Consider the following 26,088-nt stretch of genomic DNA (forward strand, 5'->3'; position numbering starts at 1 on the left):
GTGCCGACAACGACATGGCCGTAACCACGACACTGCATGACGGCATCGCCGTCGTCACCTTCGACAACCCGCCGGTCAACGGCCTGGGCCTGGACGTGCGCCGCGGCCTGGCCGAGGCGGTGGAGGCCGCCAATGCCGACGACGCGATCCAGGGCGTCGTCATCACCGGCGGCGGCCGCTTCTTCTCCGGCGGCGCCGACATCAAGGAATTCGACACGCCGCGCGCCGGGCAGGCGCCCGACCTGCACGACGTCATCGCCGTGGTGGAGTCCAGCGCCAAGCCGGTCTGCGTCGCCATCAACGGCACCGCCCTCGGCGGCGGGCTGGAGCTGGCGCTGGGCGCGCACTACCGCGTGGCGCTCCGCGGCGTCGAGGTCGGTCTGCCCGAGGTCAGGATCGGCATCCTCCCCGGCGGCGGCGGGACCCAGCGGCTGCCGCGCGCGGTCGGACTGGAGACCGCGCTGAACATGATCGTGTCGGGTGCGCCGGTCGCGGCCGAGCGGCTCGCCGGCACCGCCCTGTTCGACAGCGTGGTGGACGGGGATCCGGTCGAGGCCGCGATCGCCCTGCTGCGCGAACGGATCACAGCGGGCGCCGCGCACCCGCGCGTGCGCGACCGCCAAGTCGAACATGACGATGCGCAGGCTTATCTGTCCTGGGCGCGCATGGGCGTGGCCGCGGCGTCCGCCAACTATCCGGCGCCGCTGCGCTGCGTGGAGGCGGTCGCCGCCTCGCTGCGCCCCTTCGACGAGGGCATGGCGGTCGAACGCGAGGGCTTCACCGTGCTGGTGAACTCGCCCGAATCGCGCGCGCTGCGCCACGCCTTCTTCGGCGAACGCGCGGCCAGCCGCATCGACGACATCGGCCCGGACGTGAAGCCGCGCCCGGTCACGCGCGTGGGCATCGTCGGTGCCGGCACCATGGGCGGCGGCATCGCCATGAACTTCCTCAACGCGGGCATCCCGGTGTCGATCGTGGAGACCTCGCAGGAGGCGCTCGACCGCGGCCTGGCGACCATCCGCCGCAACTACGAGGGCAGCGCGAAGAAGGGCCGCCTGACCGCCGAACAGGTCGAGCAGCGCATGGCCCTGCTCGCGCCCGCGCTGGACTACGCCGCGCTGGCCGATGCCGACCTCGTGATCGAGGCGGTCTACGAGGACTACGCGGTCAAGCAGGCGGTGTTCGAGAAGATCGACGCGGTGGTGAAGGACGGCGCCATCCTCGCCACCAATACCTCCACGCTCGATGTCGACCGCGTGGCCGCGTTCACCCGCCGCCCGCAGGACGTGCTGGGCCTGCACTTCTTCAGCCCGGCCAACGTCATGCGCCTGCTGGAGGTGGTGCGCGGCGCGAAGACGGCGAAGGACGTGATGGCCACGGCCATGGCGATGGCCAAGGCGATCCGCAAGACCGCCGTGGTCTCGGGCGTGTGCGACGGCTTCATCGGCAACCGCATGGTCGAGCAGTACTCGCGCCAGGCCACCTTCCTGCTCGAGGAAGGCGCGTTGCCGCAGCAGGTCGACCGCGCGATGGAGGCGTTCGGCTTCGCCATGGGGCCGTTCCGGATGGGCGACCTCGCCGGCAACGACATCGGCTGGGCGATCCGCAAGCGCCGCTACCTCGAGCAGCCGGACATGGTCTATGCGAAGAACGCCGACCTGCTGTGCGAGATGGGCCGCTACGGCCAGAAGACCGGCAAGGGCTGGTACGACTACCGGCCCGGCGACCGCACGCCGCATCCGTCGGCCGAGGTCGAGGCGATGATCGTCGAGCAGTCGAAGGCGCTGGGCATCACGCGCCGCGGGATCTCCGACCAGGAGATCGTCGAGCGCCTGGTCTACGCCCTGGTCAACGAGGGCGCGCACATCCTCGCCGAAGGCATCGCGGCGCGCGCCTCGGACATCGACATCGTCTACCTCGCCGGCTACGGCTTCCCCGCCTGGCGCGGCGGTCCGATGTTCCATGCCGACCAGGTCGGCCTCTACAACGTGCTGGCGGCGATGCGCCGCCATGCCCGCGGCCACCGTGGCGAGGCCTGGGAGCCGGCGCCGCTGCTGGTCGAACTGGCCGACGCCGGCCGTTCCTTCAACGATCCGGTCGCGCGCCCGCGCGCCGCCGCTGCATGAGTCCCGCCATGAACGAAGCCGTCATCGTCTCCACCGCGCGCACCGGCCTGGCCAAGAGCTGGAAGGGCGCGCTCAACCTGAGCCACGGCGCCACGGTCGGCGGCCACGTGGTGCGCCACGCGGTCGAGCGCGCCGGCGTGGACCCGGCCGAGATCGAAGACGTGGTCATGGGCTGCGCCTGGCCCGAGGGCGCCACCGGCAGCAACATCGCCCGCCAGATCGCGCTGCGCGCCGGCCTGCCGTCGAGCGCACCGGGTACCACGGTCAACCGTTTCTGCGCCTCGGGGCTGCAGGCGATCGCGCAGACCGCGCAGCGCATCGTGGCGGGCGAAACCGGCGTTTTCGTGGCCGGAGGAGTCGAGTGCATCTCCACGGTGCAGAACACCATCAACCAGCACATGCTGGAAGACACCTGGATGCAGCGCCACCATCCGGCGATCTACATGCCGATGCTGCAGACGGCGGAGAACGTCGCCAGGCGCTACGGCATCGACCGCGAACGCCAGGACCGCTACGGCGCGGAAAGCCAGCAGCGCGCCGCGACGGCGCAGGCGGCCGGCCGCTTCAACGACGAGATCGTGCCGATCACCGTGCGCCAGGCGGTGGCCGATCCGGTGACGAAAGCGATGGGCACGCGCGAAGTCACGCTCTCGGCCGACGAAGGCATCCGCGCCGACACGAGCTATGAGGGCGTGTCGAAGATCCGCACGGCGCTGCCCGGCGGCGTGATCTCGGCCGGCAACGCCAGCCAGTTCTCCGATGGCGCCTCGGCCAGCGTGCTGATGTCGGCCGCCGAGGCCGCGCGCCGCAGCATCCGCCCGCTCGGCATCTTCCGCGGCTTCGCGGTCGCGGGCTGCGAGGCCGACGAGATGGGGATCGGCCCGGTGTTCGCCGTGCCGAAGCTGCTGCAGCGCGCCGGGCTCACGGTCGACGACATCGGCCTGTGGGAGCTCAACGAGGCCTTCGCCGTGCAGGTGCTGTACTGCATGGACCGTCTCGGCATCCCGGACGAGCGGCTCAACGTCAACGGCGGCGCGATCGCGGTCGGCCATCCCTACGGGGTCAGCGGCGCGCGCCTGATCGGGCATGCGCTGATCGAGGGCCGGCGCCGTGGCGTGAAGTACGTCGTGGTCACCATGTGCGTGGGCGGCGGCCAGGGCGCGGCCGGCCTGTTCGAGGTGGCCTGAGCCGATGACCGGCCACCGCACCCTGTTCGACCTCGACGGACGCATCGCGCTGGTCACCGGCGGTTCGCGCGGCCTTGGCCTGCAGATCGCCGAGGCGCTGGGCGACCACGGCGCCGCGGTGATGATCGCCGCGCGCAAGCAGCACGAGCTCGACGCCGCGCTGGTGCACCTGCGCAGCCGCGGCATCCGCGCCGAGACCTGCGCGGTGGACCTCGCCGCCGATGGCGGCGCGGAGACCCTGGTCGAGGCGACGCTGGACGCGTTCGGCGCCATCGACGTGCTGGTCAACAATGCCGGTGCCAGCTGGGGCGCGCCGGCCGAGGACTATCCGCTCGAGGCCTGGGACAAGGTCTTCGGCCTCAACGTGCGCGCGCTGTTCGCGCTGTCGCAGCAGGTGGCGCGGCGCGCGATGCTGCCGCGCGGCAGCGGCCGCATCGTCAACATCGCCTCGGTCGCCGGACTGCGCGGCAATGCCGGCGCCCTGCTCAAGACCGCCGCCTACAACGCCTCCAAGGGCGCGGTGGTGAACCTGACCCGCGCGCTGGCCGCGGAGTGGGGCGGGCGCGGCATCACCGTCAACGCGATCGCGCCCGGGTTCTTCCCTTCGAAGATGAGCCAGGGCGTGATCGGCGCGCTGGGCGAGGATGCGCTGATGGGCAATGCGCCGCTGCGCCGGCTCGGCGGCGATGCCGACCTCAAGGGCGCGGCCCTGCTGTTCGCCTCCGACGCGGGTGCGCACATCACCGGCCAGGTGCTGGCGGTCGACGGCGGGTACACGGCGGTATGAGCGCGATGGCGGCCATGGGCGACCTGCGCGGCAAGGTGGCGGTGATCACCGGCGCCGGCTCCGGCTTCGGCCGCGAGTTCGCGCGCCTGGCCGCCGATGCCGGCATGGCCCTGGTGCTGGTGGACGTGCAGGCCGACGCGCTCGCCGGGACCGCGGCCAGGCTCGAAGCCAAGGGCGCGACCGTGATGCAGCGCCGGCTGGACGTTGCCGACGGCGATGCCATGCAGACTTTGGCGCACGACACCTGGGCGCGCTTCGGCGCGGTCCACCTGCTGTTCAACAATGCCGGCGTCGGCACCACCGGCATGGTCTGGGAAGCCAGCGTCCAGGACTGGGAGTGGGTGCTCGGCGTCAACCTGTGGGGCACGATCCACGGCGTGCGTGCCTTCGTGCCGCGCATGCTTGAGGTCGCCGCCAAGGAGCCGGCCTATCGCGGCCACGTGGTCAACACCGCGTCGATGGCGGGGCTGGTCAATCCGCCGCTGACCGGCCCGTACAACGTCGCCAAGCACGCCGTGGTGTCGCTGTCGGAGACGCTCCACCAGGACCTGTCGCTGGTCGGCGACCGTGTCGGCTGCTCGGTGCTGTGTCCTTCCTGGGTCGGCACCGGGATTGCCCGGGCCGACCGCAACCGCGACCCGCGGGCGTTGCGCACCCACAGCCGCGCGGCCGCCGTGGGCCAGTCGCTGGTCGACAAGGCGGTGTCCTCGGCGAAGACCACCGCCGCGGACGTGGCGCAACTGACCTTCGAGGCCATCGCCGAACGCCGCTTCTGGATCCTCCCGCACCCGCAGGCGCTGGAGGGCGTGCGCGCGCGCCTCGACGCCCTGCGGTCGCTCGCACCTCCCCCCGACCCCTACGCCGCGCTGCCGCAGCTGCGGCGCCAGATCCTCGACGCGCTGCACGCGCCCTGAGCCACCGGAGCCTGCATGGACCTGAACTTCAGTCCCGATGAACTCGCGTTCCGCGCCGAGGTGCGCGCCTTCGTCGCCGCGCACCTGCCGGACGACATCCGCGATCGCGTGCGCCGCGGCGACGAGAGCCAGGTGGCCGACGACCTGCGCCGCTGGCAGGAGATCCTGCACGCGCACGGCTGGGGCGCGGTGATGTGGCCGCGCGAGTTCGGCGGCACCGGCTGGGACAAGACCCGCCAGTACCTGTTCGAGATCGAGTGCGCCGCGGCGGACGCGCCGATCCAGCTGCCCTTCGGCCTGAAGATGGTGGCGCCGGTGATCATGCGCTACGGCACGCCGGCGCAGCAGCAGCGCTTCCTGCCGCGGATCCTCGACGGCAGCGACTGGTGGTGCCAGGGGTATTCGGAGCCCGGCAGCGGCTCGGACCTGGCGTCGCTCAAGACCCGCGCCGAGCGCGACGGGGACCACTACGTGGTCAACGGGCAGAAGGCCTGGAACACGCTCGGCCAGCATGCCGGCTGGATCTTCTGCCTGGTGCGCACCGACCCGGCCGCCAAGCCGCAGCGCGGCATCAGCTTCCTGCTCATCGACATGCGCACGCCGGGCATCCGCCTGCAGCCAACGCGCCTGCTCGATGGCGGCCACGAGGTCAACGAGGTGTTCTTCGACAACGTGCGCGTGCCGGTGAAAAACCTGGTGGGCGAGGAGAACGCGGGCTGGACCTGCGCCAAGTTCCTGCTCGGCCACGAACGCACCAACATCGCCGGCATCGGTGCCAGCCGGCGCGAACTGGCGCGGCTGCGGCGCATGGCCGGCGAGGCCGGTCGCAACGGCGCGCCGCTGGCCGACAACCCGGTGTTCGCCTCGCGCATCGCCCAGGTCGCGCTGGAGCTGCGCGCGCTGGAGGTCACCAACCTGCGCGTGATCTTCGGCGAGGCGCGGCAGCAGGCGCCGGGACCGGAGGCCTCGATGCTCAAGATCCGCGGCACCGAGATCCTGCAGCGCATCACCGAGCTGCAGGTCGAGGCGCTGGGTGCGCGCGCGCTGGAATACGAGGGCGACGGCGAGGACGTGCCGCGCGCCGTCGGCCACTACATGAACCTGCGCAAGCTGAGCATCTACGGCGGATCCAACGAGATCCAGAGAAACATCATCGCGCAGATGGTCCTGCAACTCTGAGGTCACGACGCATGGATGTTTCCTTCACCGAAGAACAGCAGATGCTCCATGACTCGATCCGGCGGTATCTCGCGTCCGACTATCCGCTCGAGCACCGCGCGAAGACCATCGCCGGCGAGGACGGCTGGTCGGCCGACACCTGGCGGGCGCTGGCCGACCTGGGCCTGCTCGCGCTCGACATCGAGGAGGCCGATGGCGGCATCGGCGCCGGCCCGGTCGGCACCATGCTGGTGTCGCAGGCCACCGGCGCGGGGCTGCTGCTCGAACCCTTCCATTCCAGCGCGGTGCTGGCCACGCGCGTCATCTCGCTGCTGGGGCAGGGCGAACGGCGCACGATGCTGCTCGACGCGCTGGCTTCCGGCGACGCGGTCGCGGTGCTGGCACACGACGAGGACGGCGGCTGGTTCGATGCGCGCAGCACCACCGCCGAGCCGGATGGCGACGGCTGGCGCCTGCATGGCCGCAAGGCGCGCGTCTACCACGCGCCAATGGCGCGCTGGCTGCTGGTGAGCGCGCGCACGCAGGACGGCAGCGGCGTGTTCCTGGTCGAGCGCGATGCCGAAGGCATGGAGCTGCGGGCGCTGCGCACGGTCGATGGCCAGCGTGCTGCGGACATCGAACTCGATCTGCACCTGCCGGCAGATGCGCGGCTGGGGGGTGAGGCCTCCGCGGCGCTGGAGCAGGCGCTCGACCATGGACTCGCGGCGCTGTGCGCCGATGCGCTGGGCGTGCTCGATCGCACGCTGGCCACCACCGTGCAGTACACACGCGACCGCGTGCAGTTCGGCACGCCAATCGGCCGCTTCCAGGCGCTGCAGCACCGCATGGCGGACATGTACATGCAGGTCGAGCAGGCGCGTTCGATGAGCTATCTCGCCACCTCGGCCTGCCTGGGCGACGACGCGCAGGCGCGGCGCGAGGCGGTGTCGGGGGCGAAGGTCGTGGTCGGCCAGGCCGCGCGGCGGGTCGGGCAGGAGGCGGTCCAGCTGCACGGCGGCATGGGCATGACCGATGAACTCGATGTCAGCCACTGCTTCCGGCGGCTGCTGGCCTTCGAGCTGCGCATGGGGACGACCGACGAGCACCTGCGTGCGCTGCATGGGCTTGCACGGGCGGAGGCGGCGTAGCGGCAACACCGGCGGCCCGCGTCCACGGCGCGAGGTGGCCAGGAGGGAGGAGACGGACGTACGCAGGGGACGCGGCAGAACAGGAAGACACGCGGCACAGGCAAACATTCGAGGCTTCCGGGTCGCCGCAGGCGGTAGCGACCAGCGAGGGCCCAACGCAGGACTACGGGAGGGTAGACCCATGAACGGAAACACGATCCATCGCAACGTGCTCGCCGCGGCAGTGGCATGCGCGCTGGCCGGCTTCGCGACGAGCGCGCTGGCGGCCACCCCCATGCAGGACGGGGGCAACCAGGGGGAGGCGCCTGCGGACAACGAACGGGCGACCACGCTCGACGGCCTGATCGTCACCGCGCAGAAGCGCGAGGAGGCGCTGCAGGACGTCCCGATCACGATGAGCGTGCTGCCCGAGCAGCTGTTGCAGGATGCGGGCGCGCGCGACATCAAGGAACTCCAGCACCTGGTCTCGGGCATGAGCGTCACCAGCACGGCCTCGGAAAGCCAGACCACGGTGCGCCTGCGCGGCGTCGGCACGGTGGGCGACAACCCGGGCCTGGAATCGTCGGTGGGCGTGGTGATCGACGGCGTCTACCGTCCCCGCAACGGCGTGGGCTTCGGCGACCTCGGTCCGGTCGAGCGGGTGGAGGTGCTCAAGGGCCCGCAGGGCACGGTGTTCGGCAAGAACACCTCGGCCGGCCTGGTCAATGTCGTGACGCGGGCGCCGTCGTACACCCAGAGCGCGGAAGCCGAGTTCACCGCCGGCAACTACGGCCTGTTCGGCGTGTCGGCCAGCTACAACGATGCGCTCAGCGAGACCGCGGCGTTCAGCCTCTATGGTGTCAAGCGCTGGCGTGACGGCTTCCTCGACGTCGAGACCGGCGCGGGGCCGCGCACCAGCCGCGAGGACAACGACCTCGACTTCCACGGCCTGCGTGGCCAGCTGCTGCTCGAGCCGACCGATGGCCTGCGCATCCGCATGATCGCCGACTTCGCCAGCCGCGACGAGGAATGCTGCGCAGCGGTCACCACCACGCGCGGCCCCACCGCCGCCATCGTCGATGCCCTGGCCGGTGGCGCGGGCGTCATTCCCGTGCCCGATCCCGAGCGTCGCCTGGCCTACAGCAACGACGGCAGCCGCCAGTCCGTGGTGGACAAGGGCGTATCGGTGCAGGTCGACTGGGACATGCCATGGATGGGCGATGCCACGCTGACCTCGATCACGGCCATGCGCGAGTGGACCAACCTCAACTCCGGCGATCTCGACTTCACCACGGCGCCGATCTGGGTCCGCCCCTACGGCGAAGGCCTGAACGACGTCGGCTTCGAGACCTTCAGCCAGGAGCTGCGCCTGACCGGCTCGAGCGAGCGGGTGGACTGGATGGTCGGCGCCTTCTATGCCGACGAGGACCTGGTGCGCAACGACAGCATCACCATGGGCGGCGCCTACGAGTCCTACCTGTCGATCGCGCTGCTGAACAACATCGCCAACGCGTTCCCGGCCGGCCTGGTCGACACCAGCAACCCGTTCCTGTTCCTGTCGCAGGCGGCGGGCCGGCCCTTCGGCTCGACCTTCGTCGGCGGCGGCAGCCACGACCACTTCGAGCAGAACGCGCGCAGCACGGCGCTGTTCACCAACAACGTGTGGCGGGCCACCGACGCGCTCGACATCACCCTGGGCGCGCGCTACACCGACGAGAGCAAGACGCTGCGCTCGCAGCTGTCCAACCCCAACGGCGGCATTGGCTGCCTCAACGGCCTGGCCAATCCGGCCCAGGTCGGCGCGGCGCTCGCCGGCCGCGGCGTGCCCGGGCCCTACATCGCCGGCCTGGTGCCGACGGTCATCGGCTACATGTGCCTGCCGTGGAGCAACGTGATGCACAACGGCCGCGACACCTGGCAGGAGCGCGACGAGAAGGAATGGTCCGGCTCGCTGCGGGCGTCGTACCGCTGGAGCGATGCACTGATGACCTATGCGTCGGCGGCGCGCGGCTACAAGGCCGGCGGCTTCAACCTGGACCGCGTGCAGTCGTCGAACGGCTTGTCGTCGGGCGATGCCGGCATCACTCCGGTGGTCGACACCGCGTTCCCCGGCGAGTTCGTCGACAGCTACGAACTCGGCCTGAAGTCGACCCTGGCCGGCGGCAACCTGCTGCTCAACGCCGCGCTGTTCCAGCAGACCTTCACCGACTTCCAGCTCAACAGCTTCCTTGGCACCAGCTACGTGGTGCGTTCGATCCCCGAGCTCAGGAGCCAGGGCCTCGACCTCGACCTGATGTGGCAGACGCCGGTGGACGGCCTGTCGCTGCAGGGCGGCGCGACGTACCTGGACGCGGAGTTCGGCAGCGAGCTGCTGCCCGACGCCGACCTGGTGCTGCTGCCCGGGGCGACGCCGGGGTTCATGCCGCGCTGGCAGGCCAATGCGTCGATGACCTACGAGTGGGATTTCGCCGACAGCATGCTGGGCCGCGTGTATCTGGGCGCGCGCTACACCGGCGACCACAACACCGGCTCCGACCTCGATCCACAGAAGTTCCAGGAGGCCTACACCGTGGTCGATGCGCGCGTCGTGCTCGGCTCGCGCAACCGCCGCTGGGCGGTGGAGCTCTGGGGCCGCAACCTGACCGACGAGACCTACAGCCAGGTCGGTTTCGACGCGCCGATCCAGACCGGGTCGTGGAACGCCTTCCTCGGTGCGCCGCGGACCTGGGGCCTGACCCTGCGGGTCATGTACTGAGCCCGGCCCGGTGATGCGGCGGCGGACGTCTCAGCGCGGCGGAGGCGTCCGCGCAGCACCGGGCGGCGTGTCGGCTGGGCTGGAGTCCACGGCCCGCCGCTTGCCGAATGCCATATGGTCGAACACGCCATCGCGCCGCACCCAGGCGTGGTGCAGCGCGGCGCCGGCATGCACCAGCACCAGGGCCAGCAGCCCATAGGCCAGCCATGCATGCAGTTCGCGCAGCAGCCCATAACGGGCGAGGTCGGCGTCCATGAGCGCGGGCAGCACGAATCCGCCCACGCGCACCGGCAGTCCGGCGGCGCCGTGCATCGCCCAGCCGGTGAGCGGCAGCGCCAGCATCAGCCCATACAGCGCCCAGTGACTGGCCCGCGCAAGCGCGCGCTGCAGCGCGGGAATGCTGTGCGGCAGTGGCGGAGCGCGGAAGCGCAGGCGGTTGGCCAGGCGCAGCAGCACCAGCACCAGCGCAAGTACGCCGAAGGCCTTGTGCAGCTGGATGGCGGGCGTGGTCCAGGTCTGCCAGCGGTCGACCATGCTCACGCCCAGGCTGAGTTGCGACAGCAGCAACGCGGCCATCGCCCAGTGCAGCAGGCGCGCGGACAACGGGTAGCGGCTCATGGCGCGCCGTCCAGCAGGGTTTCGCGCGCGCGCCGGCGCAGGCTTTCGGCATAGGCGGCGCGGCGGGCGTGCAGGACGGGATCGGCGGATGGCTCGATGCCTTCCGGCAGCACCAGCGGGTCGAAGTTGAGGCCGTTGCAGTCGCCGCCCTCCTGCGCACGGGCGGCGGTGAGTTCGACGGTGCCGGCATCCACGGTGCGGCGGGTGTCAGGCCAGGGCAGGGCGCCGTTGTCGACGGGATCGCCGGGTTCGGCCAGCTGCAGGCGCAGCGTCCAGCGCAGCGGGCCGTCGGCCAGGCGCTGCTGGAACTCGCGGCTCAGCGCGTCATCGGAGTGCGCGCCGTCGCCCAGCGGCACGAACGAGGCCTCCGGCACCATCGCCCAGCGCACCGGCTGGCGCTGGCCCTGCGCATCGACCAGCACGAAGGCGTTGATGCCGTGGTACTGCGTGTTCGCCCAGCTGTCGCTGGCCGTGTAGCCCGCCTGCCACGCGCGGAATGCGGCGCTTTCGGGATGGGCCTCGAAGAACGCCGCGATGCGCGCCGGGTCCGGCTTGCCGGTGGCGGGGTCGGGCGCCATCGCGCGCAGCTGGTCGTGGAACGCCTCCGGCGTGCCCACCGCCAGCACCGGCGGGGTGTTCATCGCCATCCGCCACTGCTGCCCATCGGCCTGGGTGATGGCCAGGGCCATGCTGCGTACGCCGGCGCTGGCTTCGGGTGCGACCGGGCTGCCGCCGCCGATCGACATCCGCCCCAGCACGGGCGACTCGCCGGCGGCGAACAGACGTGCCGACGACAGCGCCGCCGCATCGCCCGAGGCGATGAAGCGGCCCGATACGCACAGCCCGCGTGCGTGGGCACGGCGGAACCCGGCATGCATCGGCTCACCGCCGCCCTGCATGGTGTCGACGATCGCGCTGGCGCGGTGTTCTGCGCCATTGCCGAACGCGCCGCGCAGGCCGGCGACGCCGACGGCCACGGCGCCCAGAAGCAACGCAATGAGGACGGTGCGCAGTACGCGGCTGCGGGCTGGCAACGGGGCCCCAAGGGGCGAGGGCTGCGGGGCGGGATCCATGGGGCGCCTGCGGAGGGTGGTGGGGGAGGTCAAGCAATGGCCATCATCGCCCAAGCTGGCAGCTTCGGCCGCATACGCCTGACCGGGCGCGATCCGCCATCCCGGCGCGGTGGACGCTGCCGTTCGGATTGCAAAATGGGAATCGTTCGCATCTAATGGGCCTCGGCCGACGCCATGTCGGCTGCCTATGCACCCGATTCGTCCCGCCAGCTGAGGTCGCCAGCGGACACAGGGCTCGTCCCTCGTCCGACAACCAGCGACCCTCAATGCCCCCCACCTGCCAGATCCCTTCGCGGCCCTTCCGCGATCGCATCACCGATCCCGCGTTCCGCGCCAGCGCGTTCCGCACCAGCGCGCTCCGCGCCGCCATCGCGCTCGCCCTGCCGCTGATGCTCGCCACGGCTCCCGGCCTGGCCGCGGCCCAGTCCGCCGAGCTCGCCACCCAGCCCGCGGCCGAGGCCACCATCAGCACCGGCACCCTCGCCGCCACCGACCTCGACACCATCCGCGTCGTCGGCCAGCGCGCCAACCGCGTCAGCAATGGCGCCACCAACCTCGACCTCTCGATCCGCGAGACGCCGCAGTCCATCAGCGTGGTCACCGCCGAGCAGATGCGCCAGTTCGGCGCCAACAGCGTCAACGCCGCGTTGCGCCTGGCCACGGGCGTGCGCGTGGACGAGTGGGAGACCAACCGCACCAGCTACAGCGCGCGCGGCTTCGACATCCTCAACACGCAGGTCGACGGCGTAGGCCTCCCCAACGGCTGGGGCACCACCACCGGCGCGGTCGATGCCGCCGGCTACGAGAAGGTGGAGGTGATCCGCGGCGCCAACGGGCTGCTGACCGGCGTGGGCAACGCGGCGGGCACCATCAACTACGTGCGCAAGCGGCCGACCAATGAACGCGAGGGTCGGTTCGGCCTGTCCTACGGTTCCTGGAACACGCTGCGCGCGGAGGTGGATTACTCCACGCCGTTCACCGCCGATGGCACCTGGGCCGGACGCGTGGTGGCCGCGCACGAGCAGGGCGATTCCTGGCTGCGCGCCAACGAGAATTCCCGCGACTTCTTCTACGGCGTGGTCGATGGGCAGGTCGGCGATCGCGGCACGCTGACGCTGGGCTGGTCGTACCAGCGCGCGGAGTCCGACGGCATCATGTGGGGCGCGCTGCCCTTCACCAACAGCGACGGCACGCAGCGCGAATGGCCGCGCAATACCAGCACCACCCAGGACTGGACCTACTGGGACACCACCGCGCACACGGCCTTCGCCGAGTACACGCACGACGTGGCCGACGATTGGCAGTTGAAGCTCTCCTACAACTACCGCCGCAACACCGGCGACGAGCGCATGTTCTACGCCTTCGATGGTCTGGGCACGGGCCTGGATCCGGAGACCGGCCTCGGCCTGTCCGGCTATCCCTGGGGCGGCGACGACGAAGCCACGGCGCACCTCGGCACCGCCACGCTCAACGGCACGTTCCAGATGTTCGGGCGCGAGCACGAGGCGATGGTGGGCCTCGCCCGCGCGCGCAGCACCACCGACAACCGCGAGCGCACCGCGGACTTCTCGTCACCCGCCTGGGGTCCGCTGCCACCGTTTCCGTATCCGACCAACGCCATCCCGGAGCCCGACTGGAGCGAGCCCAACCTCTACTCCGAACTCGACCAGGAGCTCACGCGCGCCTTCGCGGCCACGCGCATTGCGCTCACCGATCGCTTCAAGGCCATCGTCGGCGCCAACCACGCGCGCTACCGCCGCAGCGGGAATTCCTATGACCTGGGCTTCGACCAGACGACGAAGCACACCAGCCCCTACGGCGGCCTGACCTTCGACTTCACCGACCGCGTGCTCGGCTATGTCAGCTACTCCGATATCCATCAGCCGCAGGACCAGGTGGATGCCAACGACCGCTACCTCGACGCCAGCCAGGGCGTGAACTACGAGGCGGGCATCAAGGCCGACTGGCTGGACGGGCGGCTGCTGACGACGGTGGCGGTGTTCAAGGCCGACCAGGAAGGCCTGGCCACGCCGACGGGCCAGTACAACGAGTTCGGCATGGCGATCTATGCGCCGGTGGACGTGCGCTCGAAGGGCGTGGAGCTGGAGGCGGTGGGGCGGATCACCGATCACCTGGATCTCGTTGCCGGCTACACCGCGCTGCGGCTGGACGGCCTCGACGGCCGCGACACCTATCCCTGGGTGCCGCGCCGCACGGCCAACCTGCTCTTGAGCGGGCGCTTCCCGGCCTACGAGGCGCTGTCCTGGGGCATTGGCGGGCGCTGGCAGAGCGGCATCTTCAATACCGAAGCCAGCGGCTTCCGCGTGCGCCAGGACAGCTACGCGGTGGCGAACGCATTCGTCGCCTGGGACTTCGCGCCCGACGCCACGCTGCGCCTCAACGCCAACAATATCACCGACGAGAAGTACATCAACACGCTGCGCTACAGCGGCTATTACGGCGCGCCCGCGAACTACACGCTCAGCCTTGACTGGAGGTTCTGATGCCGTCGCGTGCCACGCCCGCCACGCCCGCCACGCCCGCCACGCCCGCCACGCCCGCTCCGTCGGCTACCCGAGCTGTACGCGCCAGGCATGCGGTGCGCAACGCAGCAAACACGCCCGCTGTCTCGACGCGGCTGGCTGTGCTCGCACGCCTCGCCGCCGCCGTGCTCGGCGGCTACGGCTTGGCCTGGGGCCTGGTGGCCGCGTGCACCAGCCTGGCGGTCGCGGCCGGCATGGGCTTCCACGACGCGGAGTTCCTGTCGAGCCTCGTTGGCGTGCTGGCCTTCCTCGGCGCGCTGCTGTGGGCGATCGCGGCACGTCGGCTGTGGCCGGTGTGGGCTGTGCTGCTGGGCGGCGGTGCGCTACTTGCCGGCGTGGGCTCGGCCGTACAGGCCGCATTGATCTGAGGAGGATGCAGCCGATGTTCGCCACCTTCCGCCAGGCGATGGCCTGGCTGCATACCTGGTTCGGCCTGGTGCTGGGCTTCGTGCTGATGGCCGCGTTCTTCTTCGGCGCGCTGTCGGTGTTCGACCGCGAGTTTGACCGCTGGGCGATTCCGGCCACGCGCATCGAGCCGCAGCCGATGCCCTCGTACGAAGCCGTGCTGCGCCCGGCCTTCGAGCGCATGCAGCCGACGCCCGAGGCCATCGACGCCATGCGCCCGCGCGCCAACGGCGCGCTGCCCGAACGCTTCGACACCATCGCCTACTGGAGCGCCTACACCACCCACCGCGACCCGGTGGTGGCGCTGTTCGCCGGCTTCGAGGTGCCCAACGCCAGGCACCCCGGTGAGCAGATCCATGCCGAAGCCACCGTCGACCCGCGCGACGGCCACGTGCTGCGCGACGACCGGCTGAAGGTCGGCAGCGGCTTCTTCTATCCCATGCACTACGGCCTGACGCTGGACTGGAAGAACCTCGGCATCTGGATCGTCGGCTTCTCGGCGCTGGTGATGCTGGCGGCGCTGGTAAGCGGCGTGGTCATGCACCGGAAGATCTTCCGCGAGTTCTTCACCTTCCGGCCGGGCAAACAGCGGCTGCGCAGCGTGCTCGACCTGCACAACCTGACCGGCGTGGTGGCGCTGCCGTTCCACTTCTTCTTCGCGCTGACCGGGCTGCTGATCTTCGCGGCGACCTACTACTTCCCGCTCGGGCACACCCAGCTGCACGAGCTGCACGACCGCGCCGCCGCACTTGAAGCGCAACAGACCGGCCTGCCGCACGAGCGCGCCGGCGTGCCGGGTGGCCTCGCCAACGTCGACGCGATGGTGGCCGACGCGCGCGCGCGCTGGGAGGCGGCGGGCAAGGCGGGTGACGTCGGCTTCCTGGTGCTGATGCACGTGGGCGACGCCAACGGCTACGTGAGCGTGTACCGCGCCGGCACCGACCGCATCGCACTGGTCGGCGACGGCATCCACTTCAAGGCCGCCACCGGCGAGCTGATCCGCGTCGATCCGCCGCCGACCGCCGTGGGCCGCGTGGCCGAGTTCCTCACCGGCCTGCACCTGCAGCATTTCCGCCACTGGCTGCTGCGCTGGCTATACGTGTTCGGCGGGCTGGCGGGCGCGGTGTGCATCGCGACGGGCTTCGTGTTCTTCGTCGAGAAGCGCAAGCGCCAGCACGCGGCGCGCGGCGTGCAGGGCGCGCGCGTGGTCGATGCGCTGGCGGTGACCACGGTGACCGGCATGGTGGTGGCTACGCTCGGCATCCTTGTCGCCAATCGCCTGCTGCCCGTGGACCTGCCCGCGCGCGGTGACTGGGAGCAGCGCGCCTTCTGGTTCACGTGGCTTGCGGCGCTGCTGCACGCGGGCTGGCGCAGCGCGCCGGTAACCAAAGGATTGCCGAATCCCGCATGGCGCGAACAGACCTGGGCGATCGCCGCGCTGGCGATTGCGGCGGTGATGCTCAACGGGCTCACGACCGGCGACCATCTGCTGCGCACGTTGGCGGACGGCTACTGGCCGGTGGCGGGCGTGGACCTGGCGCTGCTCGCCGTGGCGGCCATTGCAGGCTTCACGGCACGCTGGCTGGGCCAACGCGCCCGGGCGGTTCCGGCTGAACAAGGCGTCCCTCGGGCCGCCGTGCAGCGTGCGGCGCGACTGTCCGGAGCGGCTGCGCGGGATCCGGGACATGCATGAGCCCGGCGCCACCACGTGGCTGCTCGCCGCCGCAGCCTGCGCCTTCGCCGGCATGGGCTGGCTGGCCCTCGCCATGCCCGTGCACGCACTGCAGGCCTGGGGCGCACCGCCCTCCGCGGCCCAGCTCGCGCGCCTGCGCTGGCTGGGCGGCAGTGCCGTGCTGCTCGCATTGGCCTGCTGCCTCGGCAGCGACCACGCCACCATGGCGGTGCTGGTGTGGGTGATGCTGCTCGCGGCGGCGGCCGTCGCGATGGCGCTCGTGATCGCTGGTCGCCCCCGGCGCCTGCGGCTGCTCGCGCCGTGGGTGCGACCGCAACCTGCGATGAGCTGATCCGGCCGGGCGCGAGCCAGGGACGCAGGTTCGTCCGTGCATTCACGACCCCGGAACACCGGCTGCAGGATTCTCACCTCCGCCATGCATCTCGTCGAACTCTTCCTCCCGCTGCGCGACAACTCCGGCGCGGCGTTCCCCAAGGCCCTGTACGACAGCGTCCGCGCCGAGCTTGCGGACGTGTTCGGCGGCGTCACCGCGTTCACCCGCGCGCCGGCCTCCGGGCTGTGGGAGGACGACGAGGGCGAGGTGCAGCGCGACGACGTGGTGCTGTTCGAGGTGATGGTCGACAACGTCGACCACGCCTGGTGGCGCAACTACCGCGGGACGCTGGAACAGCGCTTCGACCAGGACGAAGTGCTGGTGCGCGCGACCGCCGTCGAGCGGCTGTAGCGGGGCTGGACGTAGACTGCAGCATCACCCCGCCCGGAGTCGCCCCATGGCCATCCAGCCCCTGATGCCGGCCGCCTTCCTCGGCCACGGCAGCCCGATGAACGCATTGGAGCGCAACCGCTTCACCGAGGCCTGGCGCGCGTTCGGCGCCGCGGTGCCGCGGCCGCGCGCGATCCTGGCGGTTTCGGCGCACTGGTACGTCAACGCCACGGCGGTGACCGCGATGCCGCGGCCGCGCACCATCCACGACTTCTACGGTTTCCCGCGCCCGCTGTTCGAGGTCGATTACCCGGCGCCCGGCCTGCCCGAGCTGGCCGAGGAAGTCGCCGACGTGGCGAAGCCGGACTTCGTCGGTCCGGACCACGATGGCTGGGGCCTCGACCACGGCACCTGGTCGGTGCTGGTGCACGCCTTCCCCGACGCCGACATCCCGGTGGTGCAGCTGTCGATCAACGCGCAGAAGCCGCCCGACTGGCACGTGGCGCTGGGCGCGCGGCTGGCCGCGCTGCGCGAGCGCGGCGTGCTGGTGGTGGGCAGCGGCAACGTGGTGCACAACCTGCGCGCGATGGACTGGAGGCAGCCGGACGCCGGCTTCGACTGGAACGAGCGCTTCGACGCGCATGCGCAGCAGCTGCTGGCCGAGCGCCCGGGTGACGCCGCGGGGCTGGCCACGCATCGCGACTACGCGGCGTCCGCGCCCACGCCGGAACATTTCCTGCCGCTGCTGTACCTGGCCGGCATGGCCGCCGCGGCGGGGAACGGCGCCGACGTGCTGGTGGAAGGGCCGGCCTATGGATCACTGTCAATGACCTCGTACACCGTGGGCGCGCCGTGTCCGCCGCCCAGCGAGGTCGAAGACGGCGCCGCGCCGCCGTCCACCATCGTGCCAGCCGACGCGTCCAACCTGTAGGCGCGCCTTGGCCGGACGCGACGGAGGGCTGACACGCGTCGCGGTGGCGCGCCTGGCCTGGCCGATCATCCTGGCCAACGCCGCCGTGCCGGCGCTCGGCCTGGTCGACACGGCGGTCATCGGCCACTACGGAACCGCGACCGAGCTCGGTGGGCTGGCGCTGGGCGCGCTGCTGTTCAACTTCGTCTACTGGAGCTTCGGCTTCCTGCGCATGGGCACCACCGGCTTCGTCGCCCAGGCCCGCGGGGCCGGCGACGAGGCCGAGGTGCGCGCGGCGTTCGCGCGCGCGCTGCTGCTGGCGGCCGGGATCGGCGTGGCGCTGCTGGCGCTGCAGTGGCCGGTGACGCGGCTCTACTTCGGCTGGATGGACGGCAGCGCGGCGGTGGAGTCGGTGTCCGGCGCGTACTTCCGCGCGCGCATCTGGGGCGCGCCGGCTGCGCTGTGCCTGTTCGCGGTCAGCGGCCTGCTGATCGGGCTGGGACGCAGCCGCGAGCTGCTGCTGGTCCAGCTGCTGCTCAACGGCCTCAACGCCGGGCTCGACCTGTGGTTCGCGGGCGCGCTGGGCATGGGCGCGCGCGGCATCGGCCTTGGAACCGCGATCGCGGAATGGGTCACCTGCGCGGTGGCGCTGCCGGTGGCGTGGCGCGTGCTGCGTGAACGCCACCAGGATCACGGACCGGTGCTGGCGTGGTCGCGCATCGCCGACCTGCCGCGCATCCGCCAGGCACTGTCGGCCAATGGCGACATCCTGGTGCGCACGCTGTGCCTGCTGTTCGCCTTCGCCTGGTTCGCCAGCGCCGGCGCGCGCTTCGGCGACGTGACCCTGGCCGCCAACCACATCCTGCTGCAGCTGGTGTCGTTCAGCGCGTTCTTCCTCGACGGCTTCGCCTTCGTCGCCGAGGCGCAGGTGGGCGCCGCGTGGGGCGCGCGCAACCTCTACGCGTTCCGGAGGTCGGTGCGACTCACCAGCGAGCTGGCCGTGGCCACGGCGCTGCTGCTGGCGCTGGCGATCCTGTTCGCCGGTGGTCCGGCGGTGCATGCGCTGACCAGCCTGCCGGCCGTGCGGGAAGCGGCGGTGCTGCACCTGCCATGGGCCGCGCTCTATGTGCTGGTGTCGGTCGCCGCGTTCCAGCTGGACGGCGTGTTCATCGGAACGACCCGCACGCGCGAGATGCGCAATGCCGCGCTGCTTGCGCTGGCGGTCTTCCTGCTGGTGGCGTGGCCCGTGGCCGCAGCCTGGGGCAACCATGGGCTGTGGGCGGCCTTCGTGATCCATGTAGTGGCCCGCGCGGTGGCGTTGTGGCCCTATCACCGGCGGCTGCAGGCGGAGATGGCTTCAGGCTGAGACCAGTGCCTCGGCGTCGAATCAGCGGATCAGCGCATCCGGCCGACCGTTGGGCTGTCCTGCCGCCGCGGGTCGTGCATCCGCGTGACCGCCCACGGCCTGCTGAGCCTCCTGCACCCCATCGATTGGCGTCGCCTTGGGGAAGTGCTCGCGCAGCGCGTCGACGCCGGACTGCGGCCGCGCGAGGTCGCGCAGCTCCCGCCGCGATTCGCGCCGCTCGCCGGTGTCGATGTCCATGCGCCGATCGCGTTCGGCCAGCAGCGCCGGATCGAGCTCGCCATCGCGGTTGAACGACCACGCCAGTGCCGCCGGACCCAGCGGCAGCGCATCGCCCGGCTCCACGCCGTGGCGCGTATTCCAGGTGTGCCAGGTCTTGCCATAGCTGTTGATCTTCTGCCGCATCAGCGCGTGTTCCGCGGCTTCCGGGATGCCCGGCGCGACCAGCTGGCCGCTCAGGATCTCGGCATTGTGCGGATGCCAGTAGGCGCGCTCCTCCTGCGGCAGGCGCTCGAACGCCGCCTCGGAGATGATGTATTCGACCCCGTTGAGGTTGGCATCCGCACCGTTGCCGTCGAAGAGGGCGCACTGCGCGAAGTCCTCGTTGACCTGCCGGCAGAAGTGGTGGGCCTCCATCTGAATGTGCGGCGCGTCCTTCATCGGATGGAAGCCGATCAGGTGCATGTCGAGCGCTTCCACCGGCGCGGTGTCCTGCAGTGCGCGGGCGCCGGTCTCGAGCACGGCGGTGCCGGGTGCCTTGGGTGCGCCGGCCGGTTCGGGCGACGGGACCTCGCCGTCACCGGTGCAGGCGGCGAGCGAGAGGGCAAGGAGCAGGCCGGTCGGCCCGGCCTGGAAGCGTCGTGATCGGTCCATGCGGCGAGGATGCGCCGCGCGGTGTCGATGCGCGGTGCACGCTGGGCCAGCGCCTCGGCGCAGGCTTCACCGGGCGCGCGAAGTCGGCGACCTGGAGGATCCGGACGCCGAAGACGACGGCTGGACGGCGCCCGGGTTCCGCGCGGCGCACCGGCAGATGACACGGGTCACGCCGTATTGACCGTCCATCGGCCAACGTGGGGTCCTTCCTTCCCGACGGAGTTCCGCATGGCCCAGGTTCCCTCAGAAGCGCTCGTGGTCGTGGCCGATGGCACCAGTGCCCGCCTGTTCCGCAATGCCGGTGAAAAGGGCGCGATCGCGCTCCACCAGGTCGACCTGCGCGAGCTGGTCAACATGGACGACGACGGTCCCGCCGGCCGGATGCCGCACGAGTCCACCGGCTCGCAGATCGACGAGGCCACCTTCGCCAAGCAGCTGGCGAACGCGCTCAACGAGGGTGCGCTGAAGCAGGACTACGCGGACCTGGTGCTGATCGCCGACCCGACCACGCTCGGCCGCATGCGCCCGCTGCTGCACAAGGAGGTCCAGCAGCGCCTGAAGCTGGAGGTGCCGAAGACCCTGACCAATTCGCCGCTGCCGGACATCGAGACGGCGCTGCGCAGCCACGACTGAGGCAAGCCGATGGATGACGCCACCAGCCCCGGCCGATACCAGGCGGACTACGCCGGGCAGGAACCCGCGCGCAGCGACCTGGACGCGATGGAAGGCACGCTGCTGCTGGAGTTCGGCGCGCCGTGGTGCGGCCATTGCCAGGCCGCCCAGCCCGCCATCCGCGCGCTGCTTGCGCGACGGCCGGGGGTCGGGCACATCAAGATCGAGGACGGCCGGGGGCGCCCGCTGGGGCGCTCCCTGCGCGTCAAGCTGTGGCCGACGCTGGTGCTGATGCGCTCGGGCCAGGAGCTGGTGCGGGTGGTGCGTCCGGTCAGCGATGCAGACCTGGAGCCCCTGCGCGACGCGCTCGCACGCGCGCCCTGACGCGGCGTCTCACGCAGCCGGAGAGCGCGGCAGCCGCAGCGTGAAGCGTGTCGTGCCGTCCTCGGAGTCGGCCTGGACCGTGCCGGCGTGCGCCTTGGCGATCTGGCTGACGATGAACAGCCCCAGCCCCAGGCTTCCGCGTTCCAGCTCGTCGCTGGCCATCGCGCCGCGCCGCAGCGGTTCGAACATCAGTTCCAGCAGTTCCCGCGGAATCGGTTCACCGTAGTTGGAAACCACGATCTCCACGGCCTCGCCGGCCTCGCCGGCTTCGCGCAGCTCGACGCCGATCCCGGTCCCGTCGCGGCCGTATTTCCAGGCATTGACGACCAGGTTCGAGAGGGCCTCGCGGATGGTTTCCGCGTCGAACATGCCCTCAAGGGCTGGCGGAGCGCGGAATTCGACCCGGGCCTCGGGCATCGACTGCAGCAGCACCCCGATCTCTTCGCGGCAGGCTTGCGCAAGGTCCACCTGCGTCCTCTGCACGTCGAAGCCGATGCCCATCCGGGCCCGGTTGTAGACCAGCAGCCTGTCCAGCAGCTGGCTCATGCGCTCGCCGCTGCTGATCAGCCGCTGCACGGCCTTTGCGACGGGGGCATCCATCGCCATGCGGGACAGGTGCTCGGACGTCAGCATGATCGCCGTCAGCGGCGTGCGCAGGTCGTGGCCGAGCACGCCCAGGAAGATGGCGCGCCAGCGATCGACTTCCTCCGCGTAGTACTTCACCGAGACCGCCACCGCCTCGTCGATCGCTTCGTTGAAGCGGGTAATGTCGGCTGGCGCGGCCCCGATCGCCTCCGGAGACTGGGCCCAGGCACGCAGCACCGCGGCTCGCATCGCGCGGTATTCCGCGACGAGATCGGAGATGCTGAAGCCACTGCGCGCGCGATGCAGGGCATGCGTCGCCGCGGGTGACCGCTCGTCGCTGACGTCCGACGGGCAGCGCCCTTCGGCCTTGGCGATCTCCTCGGCGGGCGTCTGCCGGGTGCGCAGGTCCTCGACGATGGTCGACAGGATCTGAGGCAGGTGGTCGCGCAGCTCCACATCGTCGAGAGGGCTTCCGACTTCGATCGTCCTGGCGAACAGGATCGCCTCGTCGACGATCCTGGCCCGGTGTCCTTCGATGAAATCCGCCAGTCCGCTGTGCATGCAGAGGGTTCCTCCCCGTTGGCAGCCCGCTCCCATCCTACGCCCGGTCGGGACTGAATACCGGGCTGCGCATCCCGTCGCGCGCCTTTGACGTGGCGGGGAGAACCCTACGGGTCCTTTCCCCCCCGAAGGTGCGTCGAAACCATGTCCAAGCGCGAGCTCATCACCCCCAACGAAGGCGACAGCCGCTACGTGCGGCGAGACGCCGAAGGCAAGTTCAAGGAGCAGGACGACGTCGGCCGTTCGCAGAAGCAGGACAAGGCGAAGAAGGCCGAAACCACCGTCAGGTCGGGCCAGGGCGACAAGGGCGACCAGAAGAAGCGCGACTGACCACTGACCCAAGGAGCGTCAACGATGTTTACCCACAACAAGAGACTGCAGTACACGGTGCGCGTCGCCGAACCGAACCCCGCGCTGGCCAACCTGCTGCTGGAGCAGTTCGGTGGCCCGCAGGGCGAACTCGCCGCGGCGATGCGCTACTTCACCCAGGCGCTGGCCGAGGACGATGCGGGCCGCAAGGACATGCTGCTCGACATCGCCACCGAGGAGCTGAGCCACCTCGAGGTGATCGGTTCGCTGGTCGGCATGCTCAACAAGGGCGCGAAGGGCCGGCTGGCCGAGGGCGTCGAGGCCGAAGGCGAGCTGTTCCGCTCGCTGCAGGGCAACGGCTGCAGCTCGCACGTGACCCAGGTGCTCTACGGCGGTGGCCCCGCGCTGATCAACTCCGGCGGGCAGCTGTGGAACGCCGGCTACATCGACAGCATCGGCGAGCCGACCGCGGACCTGCGCTCGAACATCGCCGCCGAGGCCCGCGCCAAGATCGTCTACGAGCGGCTGATCAACGTGACCGACGACCCGGGCGTCAAGGATGCGCTGATGTTCCTGATGACCCGCGAGATGGCGCACCAGAAGTCGTTCGAGAAGGCGCTGTACGCGATCGAGCCGAATTTCCCGCCGGGCAAGCTGGCGGGGATGCCGGAGTTCCAGGAGATGTACGTCAACACCTCGCAGGGCGACGGCGACATGCGTGGTCCGTGGAACAGCGACGACAACTTCGACTACGTCAGCGATCCCGACGCCTTCACCGCGGTGGATGGTGGCGACGGCGTGCCAGGCGTTGGCCTGGATCCGGCGGAAGAGCGCCTGGTCGCCGCGATGGCCGCGCGCACCGCATCCGATCCGGGCAGCAACCCGGTAACCGGCATCGAACTCGGCAAGGCCGAAGGCACGATGGAGAAGACCACCAAGGTGACCATGTCCGCGGACGGCGCGGATGACACGAGCGCCCGCGACGCCTGAGGAGCGCCGCCCTGCAGCCGGACGCCCGATCGGGCGCCCGGTCTGCGCACCGGGCGTTTCGCGCCTCGTTGACGCGCCCGCGGCGAACCTGCAGTGCCGCAAGGCGAGCGACCGATGGCACGACTGCGACACACCGACTGGCCCGACCGTCTCTGGATCGTGCGCCATGGCCAGAGCGCCGGAAACGTCGCGCGTGACCGCGCGGAGCTGGCCGCCCACCACCTGATTGACCTCGAGACGCGCGACGCGGACACGCCGCTGTCCGACCTCGGCCATGAGCAGGCCCGCGCGCTGGGCGAGTGGTTCGCGCGGCTGCCGCCGGGCATGCGTCCGACCACCCTGATGAGCTCGCCATTCGTCCGCTCGCGGCAGACGATGGAGGCGGTGGCACGCGCGCTGGGCACGCCGGACGACGACGTGCTGGTCGACGAGCGCCTGCGCGAGAAGGAGTTCGGGATCCTGGACGGCTATACCAGCGCCGGCATCCGCGCGAAGTTCCCCGACCTCGCCGCGCAGCGCGACAGCGTCGGCAAGTTCTACTTCCGGCCGCCCGGCGGCGAGAGCTGGTGCGACGTGATCCTGCGCCTGCGCAGCGTGCAGGAGGTTCTGCGGCGCGACTACGTCGGCGAGCGCGTGCTGATCGTGGCCCACCAGGTGATCGTCAACTGCTTCCGCTACCTGCTGGAATGCATGGACGAGGCGGAGATCCTCGGCGTCGACCGCAAGGCCGACGTGCCCAACTGTTCGGTGACCGCCTACGCGCTCGACCGCTCGGACCCGGAGGCGCGCTTCTCGCTGGAGGTGGCGAACCTTGCGCTGCCGCTGCGCGAAGCCGGCGCCGCGGTGACCGGCGCGGCCGACGTGCCTGCCGGCCCGCGATGAGCGCGGTCCCGCGCGCGCCGTCGGCGGCACGCGCCCTGGGCGCCGGCCTGTTGCGTGCCTGGCCGCTGCCGACGCCGGACGGCGGCGGCAAGGAGGCGCGTGGCCGGGTCCTGGTGGTTGGCGGCCATCGCGAGCTGGCCGGCGCCGTGCGCCTGGCCGGAGAGGCGGCGCTGCGTGCCGGTGCCGGCAAGCTGCAGATCGCGGTGGCGCGCGGCGCGGCGCCCGCGCTTGCGGTTGCCGTGCCGGAAGCCCGCGTGCTGGGCCTGCCGGAGGACGCCAATGGCGACCTAGCCGGCACCGGACGCGAACTGCCGAAGGTTGCAGCGGGTGCGGACGCGGTGGTGCTGGGGCCGGGCGCCGAGTCCGGTCCGAAGCTGCGCGCGATGGCGGCGCGGCTGCTCACGCGCGCGCAGCGCAGCGCGGTGCTCGACGCCGGCGCGATCGATCTCGCCGTGCTCCGGGCCTGGCGCCGGATGCGCGAGCGTCCGCGCCTGGTGCTCACCCCGCACCACGGCGAGATGGCCTCGCTCCTGGGTTGCGACGCCAGCGAGGTCGAGGCCGACGCCGCAAGGATCGCGACCGCCTTCGCGCAGGAATGGGACGTGGTGCTGGTGCTCAAGTCCGCCACGACCTGGATCGCCGATGGCTCGGGCACGCTGTGGGTGAACCGGGGTGGCTCCGAAGGCCTGGGGACGTCGGGATCAGGCGACGTGCTCGCCGGCATCGTCGGCGGCCTGTGCGCGCGGGGGGCGACGCCGGCGCAGGCGGCATGCTGGGGCGTGTGGCTGCATGCGCGCGCCGGTGCGCGGCTCGGGCGGCGCATCGGCGACCTGGGCTTCCTCGCCCGCGAGATCGCGGGCGAAGTGCCGGCGCTGCTGGCGGAACTCAGCCGGCCGCGCCGCCCAGCCTGACGAAGGTGCGGATCTCGGCGGCGACGCAGGCGGCACGACGGGTCGCCGGTGCGTCCGCGGCCAGGCCTGGCGACCAGCGCACGAGGCAGGTTGCGCCCGGACCCACCGCGGGATCGGCGTCCGCGCACGTGGCGAGCGATCCGGCGGTTGCGGGATCGCGCGGGAGGGCGTGCAGCAGGCGCAGCGCGCCGGCGTCGAGCGGGCGACAGGCGGCCACCTGCCAGCGGTCCTCATCGAAGAAAAGCACCGCGAGCGCCAGGTCGCCGCGCACGAGTGCCAGCGCGGCACGGTCGGGATCGACCGGCGCGACCTCGAGCCACGGCGCGCACTCGAGCGGGATGCGCTCGCGCATGTCGTCGCCCGCCAGCAGTTCGGCCAGGCGGGCCATCGCCGGCTCCATGCGCTGCCAGTCCGCCCTGGCGTCCGCGGCGCGCAGCTGCAGGCCGAGCAGCATGTCGGCGAGCGGCGGCTCGCCGTCGTTGGCGACCGCCGCCTGGAACACGGGCAGGGCGACGGGATAGGGGATGGCGGGAAGTCCGAGGACATCGAGCGCGTCGGGCTTCGGGTGGAGTTCGATCATCTGGTGCATGCGCCTATTGTCCCCGTCTTCGTCTCACAT

General features: G+C 71.3%; 25 protein-coding genes. 20 read left to right on the plus strand and 5 right to left on the minus strand.

What is annotated here, in order from left to right:
- Positions 1-14 precede the first annotated feature (14 nt).
- From JGR68_RS04340 to JGR68_RS04370, 7 genes are all read left to right on the plus strand, one after another.
- The gene (locus JGR68_RS04340; protein ID WP_199361060.1) at positions 15-2,126 is read left to right on the plus strand and encodes a 3-hydroxyacyl-CoA dehydrogenase NAD-binding domain-containing protein; all 2,112 of its coding nucleotides are present in this window, start codon (positions 15-17) and stop codon (positions 2,124-2,126) included.
- Positions 2,127-2,134: 8 nt separating this feature from the next.
- Positions 2,135-3,313 carry an acetyl-CoA C-acyltransferase gene (locus JGR68_RS04345; RefSeq protein WP_199361063.1) on the plus strand — a complete coding sequence of 393 codons (1,179 nt, stop codon included), beginning with the start codon at positions 2,135-2,137 and terminating at the stop codon, positions 3,311-3,313.
- A 4-nt stretch (positions 3,314-3,317) separates the two neighbouring features.
- On the plus strand, positions 3,318-4,100 hold the full coding sequence (locus JGR68_RS04350; protein ID WP_199361065.1) for an SDR family oxidoreductase: 783 nt from the start codon (positions 3,318-3,320) through the stop codon (positions 4,098-4,100).
- Positions 4,097-5,014 carry an SDR family oxidoreductase gene (locus tag JGR68_RS04355; protein WP_199361067.1) on the plus strand — a complete coding sequence of 306 codons (918 nt, stop codon included), beginning with the start codon at positions 4,097-4,099 and terminating at the stop codon, positions 5,012-5,014. The genes JGR68_RS04350 and JGR68_RS04355 overlap by 4 nt, the downstream gene beginning before the upstream one ends.
- Before the next feature lie 15 nt (positions 5,015-5,029).
- A complete protein-coding gene (locus tag JGR68_RS04360; RefSeq protein ID WP_199361069.1) occupies positions 5,030-6,193 on the plus strand; it encodes an acyl-CoA dehydrogenase family protein in 1,164 nt (387 codons plus the stop codon).
- Between the two features lie 11 nt (positions 6,194-6,204).
- Positions 6,205-7,320: an acyl-CoA dehydrogenase gene (locus JGR68_RS04365; RefSeq protein WP_199361071.1), complete on the plus strand. Its 1,116-nt coding sequence runs from the start codon at positions 6,205-6,207 to the stop codon at positions 7,318-7,320.
- 181 nt (positions 7,321-7,501) lie between these two features.
- A complete protein-coding gene (locus JGR68_RS04370; RefSeq protein WP_234446592.1) occupies positions 7,502-10,054 on the plus strand; it encodes a TonB-dependent receptor in 2,553 nt (850 codons plus the stop codon).
- A gap of 30 nt (positions 10,055-10,084) precedes the next feature.
- Here the strand turns inward: JGR68_RS04370 and JGR68_RS04375 are convergent, their stop codons facing one another.
- Both JGR68_RS04375 and JGR68_RS04380 read right to left on the minus strand, forming a co-directional pair.
- Entirely contained in the window at positions 10,085-10,672 is a 588-nt protein-coding gene (locus tag JGR68_RS04375; RefSeq protein WP_199361073.1) for a cytochrome b, read from the minus strand.
- On the minus strand, positions 10,669-11,649 hold the full coding sequence (locus JGR68_RS04380; RefSeq protein ID WP_200672727.1) for a catalase family peroxidase: 981 nt from the start codon (positions 11,647-11,649) through the stop codon (positions 10,669-10,671). Before JGR68_RS04380 ends, JGR68_RS04375 begins: the two co-directional genes overlap by 4 nt.
- Before the next feature lie 362 nt (positions 11,650-12,011).
- Between JGR68_RS04380 and JGR68_RS04385 the strand changes: the two genes are divergently transcribed.
- The 7 genes from JGR68_RS04385 to JGR68_RS04415 all read left to right on the plus strand — a co-directional run bounded on the left by JGR68_RS04385 (position 12,012) and on the right by JGR68_RS04415 (position 19,365).
- On the plus strand, positions 12,012-14,249 hold the full coding sequence (locus tag JGR68_RS04385) for a TonB-dependent siderophore receptor (RefSeq protein ID WP_234446593.1): 2,238 nt from the start codon (positions 12,012-12,014) through the stop codon (positions 14,247-14,249).
- A 95-nt stretch (positions 14,250-14,344) separates the two neighbouring features.
- Positions 14,345-14,656: an iron uptake protein gene (locus JGR68_RS04390; RefSeq protein ID WP_199361649.1), complete on the plus strand. Its 312-nt coding sequence runs from the start codon at positions 14,345-14,347 to the stop codon at positions 14,654-14,656.
- A gap of 14 nt (positions 14,657-14,670) precedes the next feature.
- The gene (locus JGR68_RS04395; RefSeq protein WP_199361078.1) at positions 14,671-16,386 is read left to right on the plus strand and encodes a PepSY-associated TM helix domain-containing protein; all 1,716 of its coding nucleotides are present in this window, start codon (positions 14,671-14,673) and stop codon (positions 16,384-16,386) included.
- Complete coding sequence (locus tag JGR68_RS04400) at positions 16,379-16,717, plus strand: DUF3325 domain-containing protein (RefSeq protein ID WP_199361080.1); 339 nt, start codon at positions 16,379-16,381, stop codon at positions 16,715-16,717. Before JGR68_RS04395 ends, JGR68_RS04400 begins: the two co-directional genes overlap by 8 nt.
- An 84-nt stretch (positions 16,718-16,801) precedes the next feature.
- Positions 16,802-17,110 (plus strand): hypothetical protein, encoded by a 309-nt coding sequence (locus JGR68_RS04405; RefSeq protein ID WP_199361082.1) that lies wholly within the window; start codon positions 16,802-16,804, stop codon positions 17,108-17,110.
- A 46-nt stretch (positions 17,111-17,156) separates the two neighbouring features.
- Positions 17,157-18,020 carry a 4,5-DOPA dioxygenase extradiol gene (ygiD, locus tag JGR68_RS04410; protein ID WP_234446594.1) on the plus strand — a complete coding sequence of 288 codons (864 nt, stop codon included), beginning with the start codon at positions 17,157-17,159 and terminating at the stop codon, positions 18,018-18,020.
- A gap of 7 nt (positions 18,021-18,027) precedes the next feature.
- Complete coding sequence (locus tag JGR68_RS04415; RefSeq protein ID WP_199361084.1) at positions 18,028-19,365, plus strand: MATE family efflux transporter; 1,338 nt, start codon at positions 18,028-18,030, stop codon at positions 19,363-19,365.
- A 21-nt stretch (positions 19,366-19,386) separates the two neighbouring features.
- Here the strand turns inward: JGR68_RS04415 and JGR68_RS04420 are convergent, their stop codons facing one another.
- The gene (locus tag JGR68_RS04420; RefSeq protein WP_199361086.1) at positions 19,387-20,235 is read right to left on the minus strand and encodes an OBAP family protein; all 849 of its coding nucleotides are present in this window, start codon (positions 20,233-20,235) and stop codon (positions 19,387-19,389) included.
- A 228-nt stretch (positions 20,236-20,463) separates the two neighbouring features.
- Here JGR68_RS04420 and JGR68_RS04425 point away from each other — a divergent pair, with 228 nt between their 5' ends.
- Both JGR68_RS04425 and JGR68_RS04430 read left to right on the plus strand, forming a co-directional pair.
- The gene (locus JGR68_RS04425; protein ID WP_199361089.1) at positions 20,464-20,868 is read left to right on the plus strand and encodes a host attachment family protein; all 405 of its coding nucleotides are present in this window, start codon (positions 20,464-20,466) and stop codon (positions 20,866-20,868) included.
- Between the two features lie 9 nt (positions 20,869-20,877).
- Positions 20,878-21,231: a thioredoxin family protein gene (locus tag JGR68_RS04430; protein ID WP_199361092.1), complete on the plus strand. Its 354-nt coding sequence runs from the start codon at positions 20,878-20,880 to the stop codon at positions 21,229-21,231.
- A gap of 9 nt (positions 21,232-21,240) precedes the next feature.
- Here JGR68_RS04430 and JGR68_RS04435 read toward each other — a convergent pair whose 3' ends face one another.
- Positions 21,241-22,377 carry a sensor histidine kinase gene (locus JGR68_RS04435; protein ID WP_199361095.1) on the minus strand — a complete coding sequence of 379 codons (1,137 nt, stop codon included), beginning with the start codon at positions 22,375-22,377 and terminating at the stop codon, positions 21,241-21,243.
- Between the two features lie 144 nt (positions 22,378-22,521).
- Here JGR68_RS04435 and JGR68_RS04440 point away from each other — a divergent pair, with 144 nt between their 5' ends.
- The 4 genes from JGR68_RS04440 to JGR68_RS04455 all read left to right on the plus strand — a co-directional run bounded on the left by JGR68_RS04440 (position 22,522) and on the right by JGR68_RS04455 (position 25,469).
- Entirely contained in the window at positions 22,522-22,707 is a 186-nt protein-coding gene (locus tag JGR68_RS04440) for a hypothetical protein (protein ID WP_199361097.1), read from the plus strand.
- Between the two features lie 24 nt (positions 22,708-22,731).
- On the plus strand, positions 22,732-23,676 hold the full coding sequence (locus JGR68_RS04445) for a manganese catalase family protein (protein WP_199361099.1): 945 nt from the start codon (positions 22,732-22,734) through the stop codon (positions 23,674-23,676).
- A gap of 114 nt (positions 23,677-23,790) precedes the next feature.
- Complete coding sequence (locus JGR68_RS04450; protein ID WP_199361102.1) at positions 23,791-24,558, plus strand: histidine phosphatase family protein; 768 nt, start codon at positions 23,791-23,793, stop codon at positions 24,556-24,558.
- Positions 24,555-25,469: an NAD(P)H-hydrate dehydratase gene (locus JGR68_RS04455; protein ID WP_199361104.1), complete on the plus strand. Its 915-nt coding sequence runs from the start codon at positions 24,555-24,557 to the stop codon at positions 25,467-25,469. Before JGR68_RS04450 ends, JGR68_RS04455 begins: the two co-directional genes overlap by 4 nt.
- Here the strand turns inward: JGR68_RS04455 and JGR68_RS04460 are convergent.
- Positions 25,444-26,058, minus strand: coding sequence for a hypothetical protein (locus JGR68_RS04460; RefSeq protein WP_199361106.1), 615 nt, complete (start codon positions 26,056-26,058; stop codon positions 25,444-25,446). The two genes, JGR68_RS04455 and JGR68_RS04460, sit on opposite strands and share 26 nt — an antisense overlap.
- Between the last annotated feature and the right edge of the window lie 30 nt (positions 26,059-26,088).

Source organism: Luteimonas sp. MC1750 (genome assembly GCF_016615955.1).
GTDB lineage: Bacteria > Pseudomonadota > Gammaproteobacteria > Xanthomonadales > Xanthomonadaceae > Luteimonas.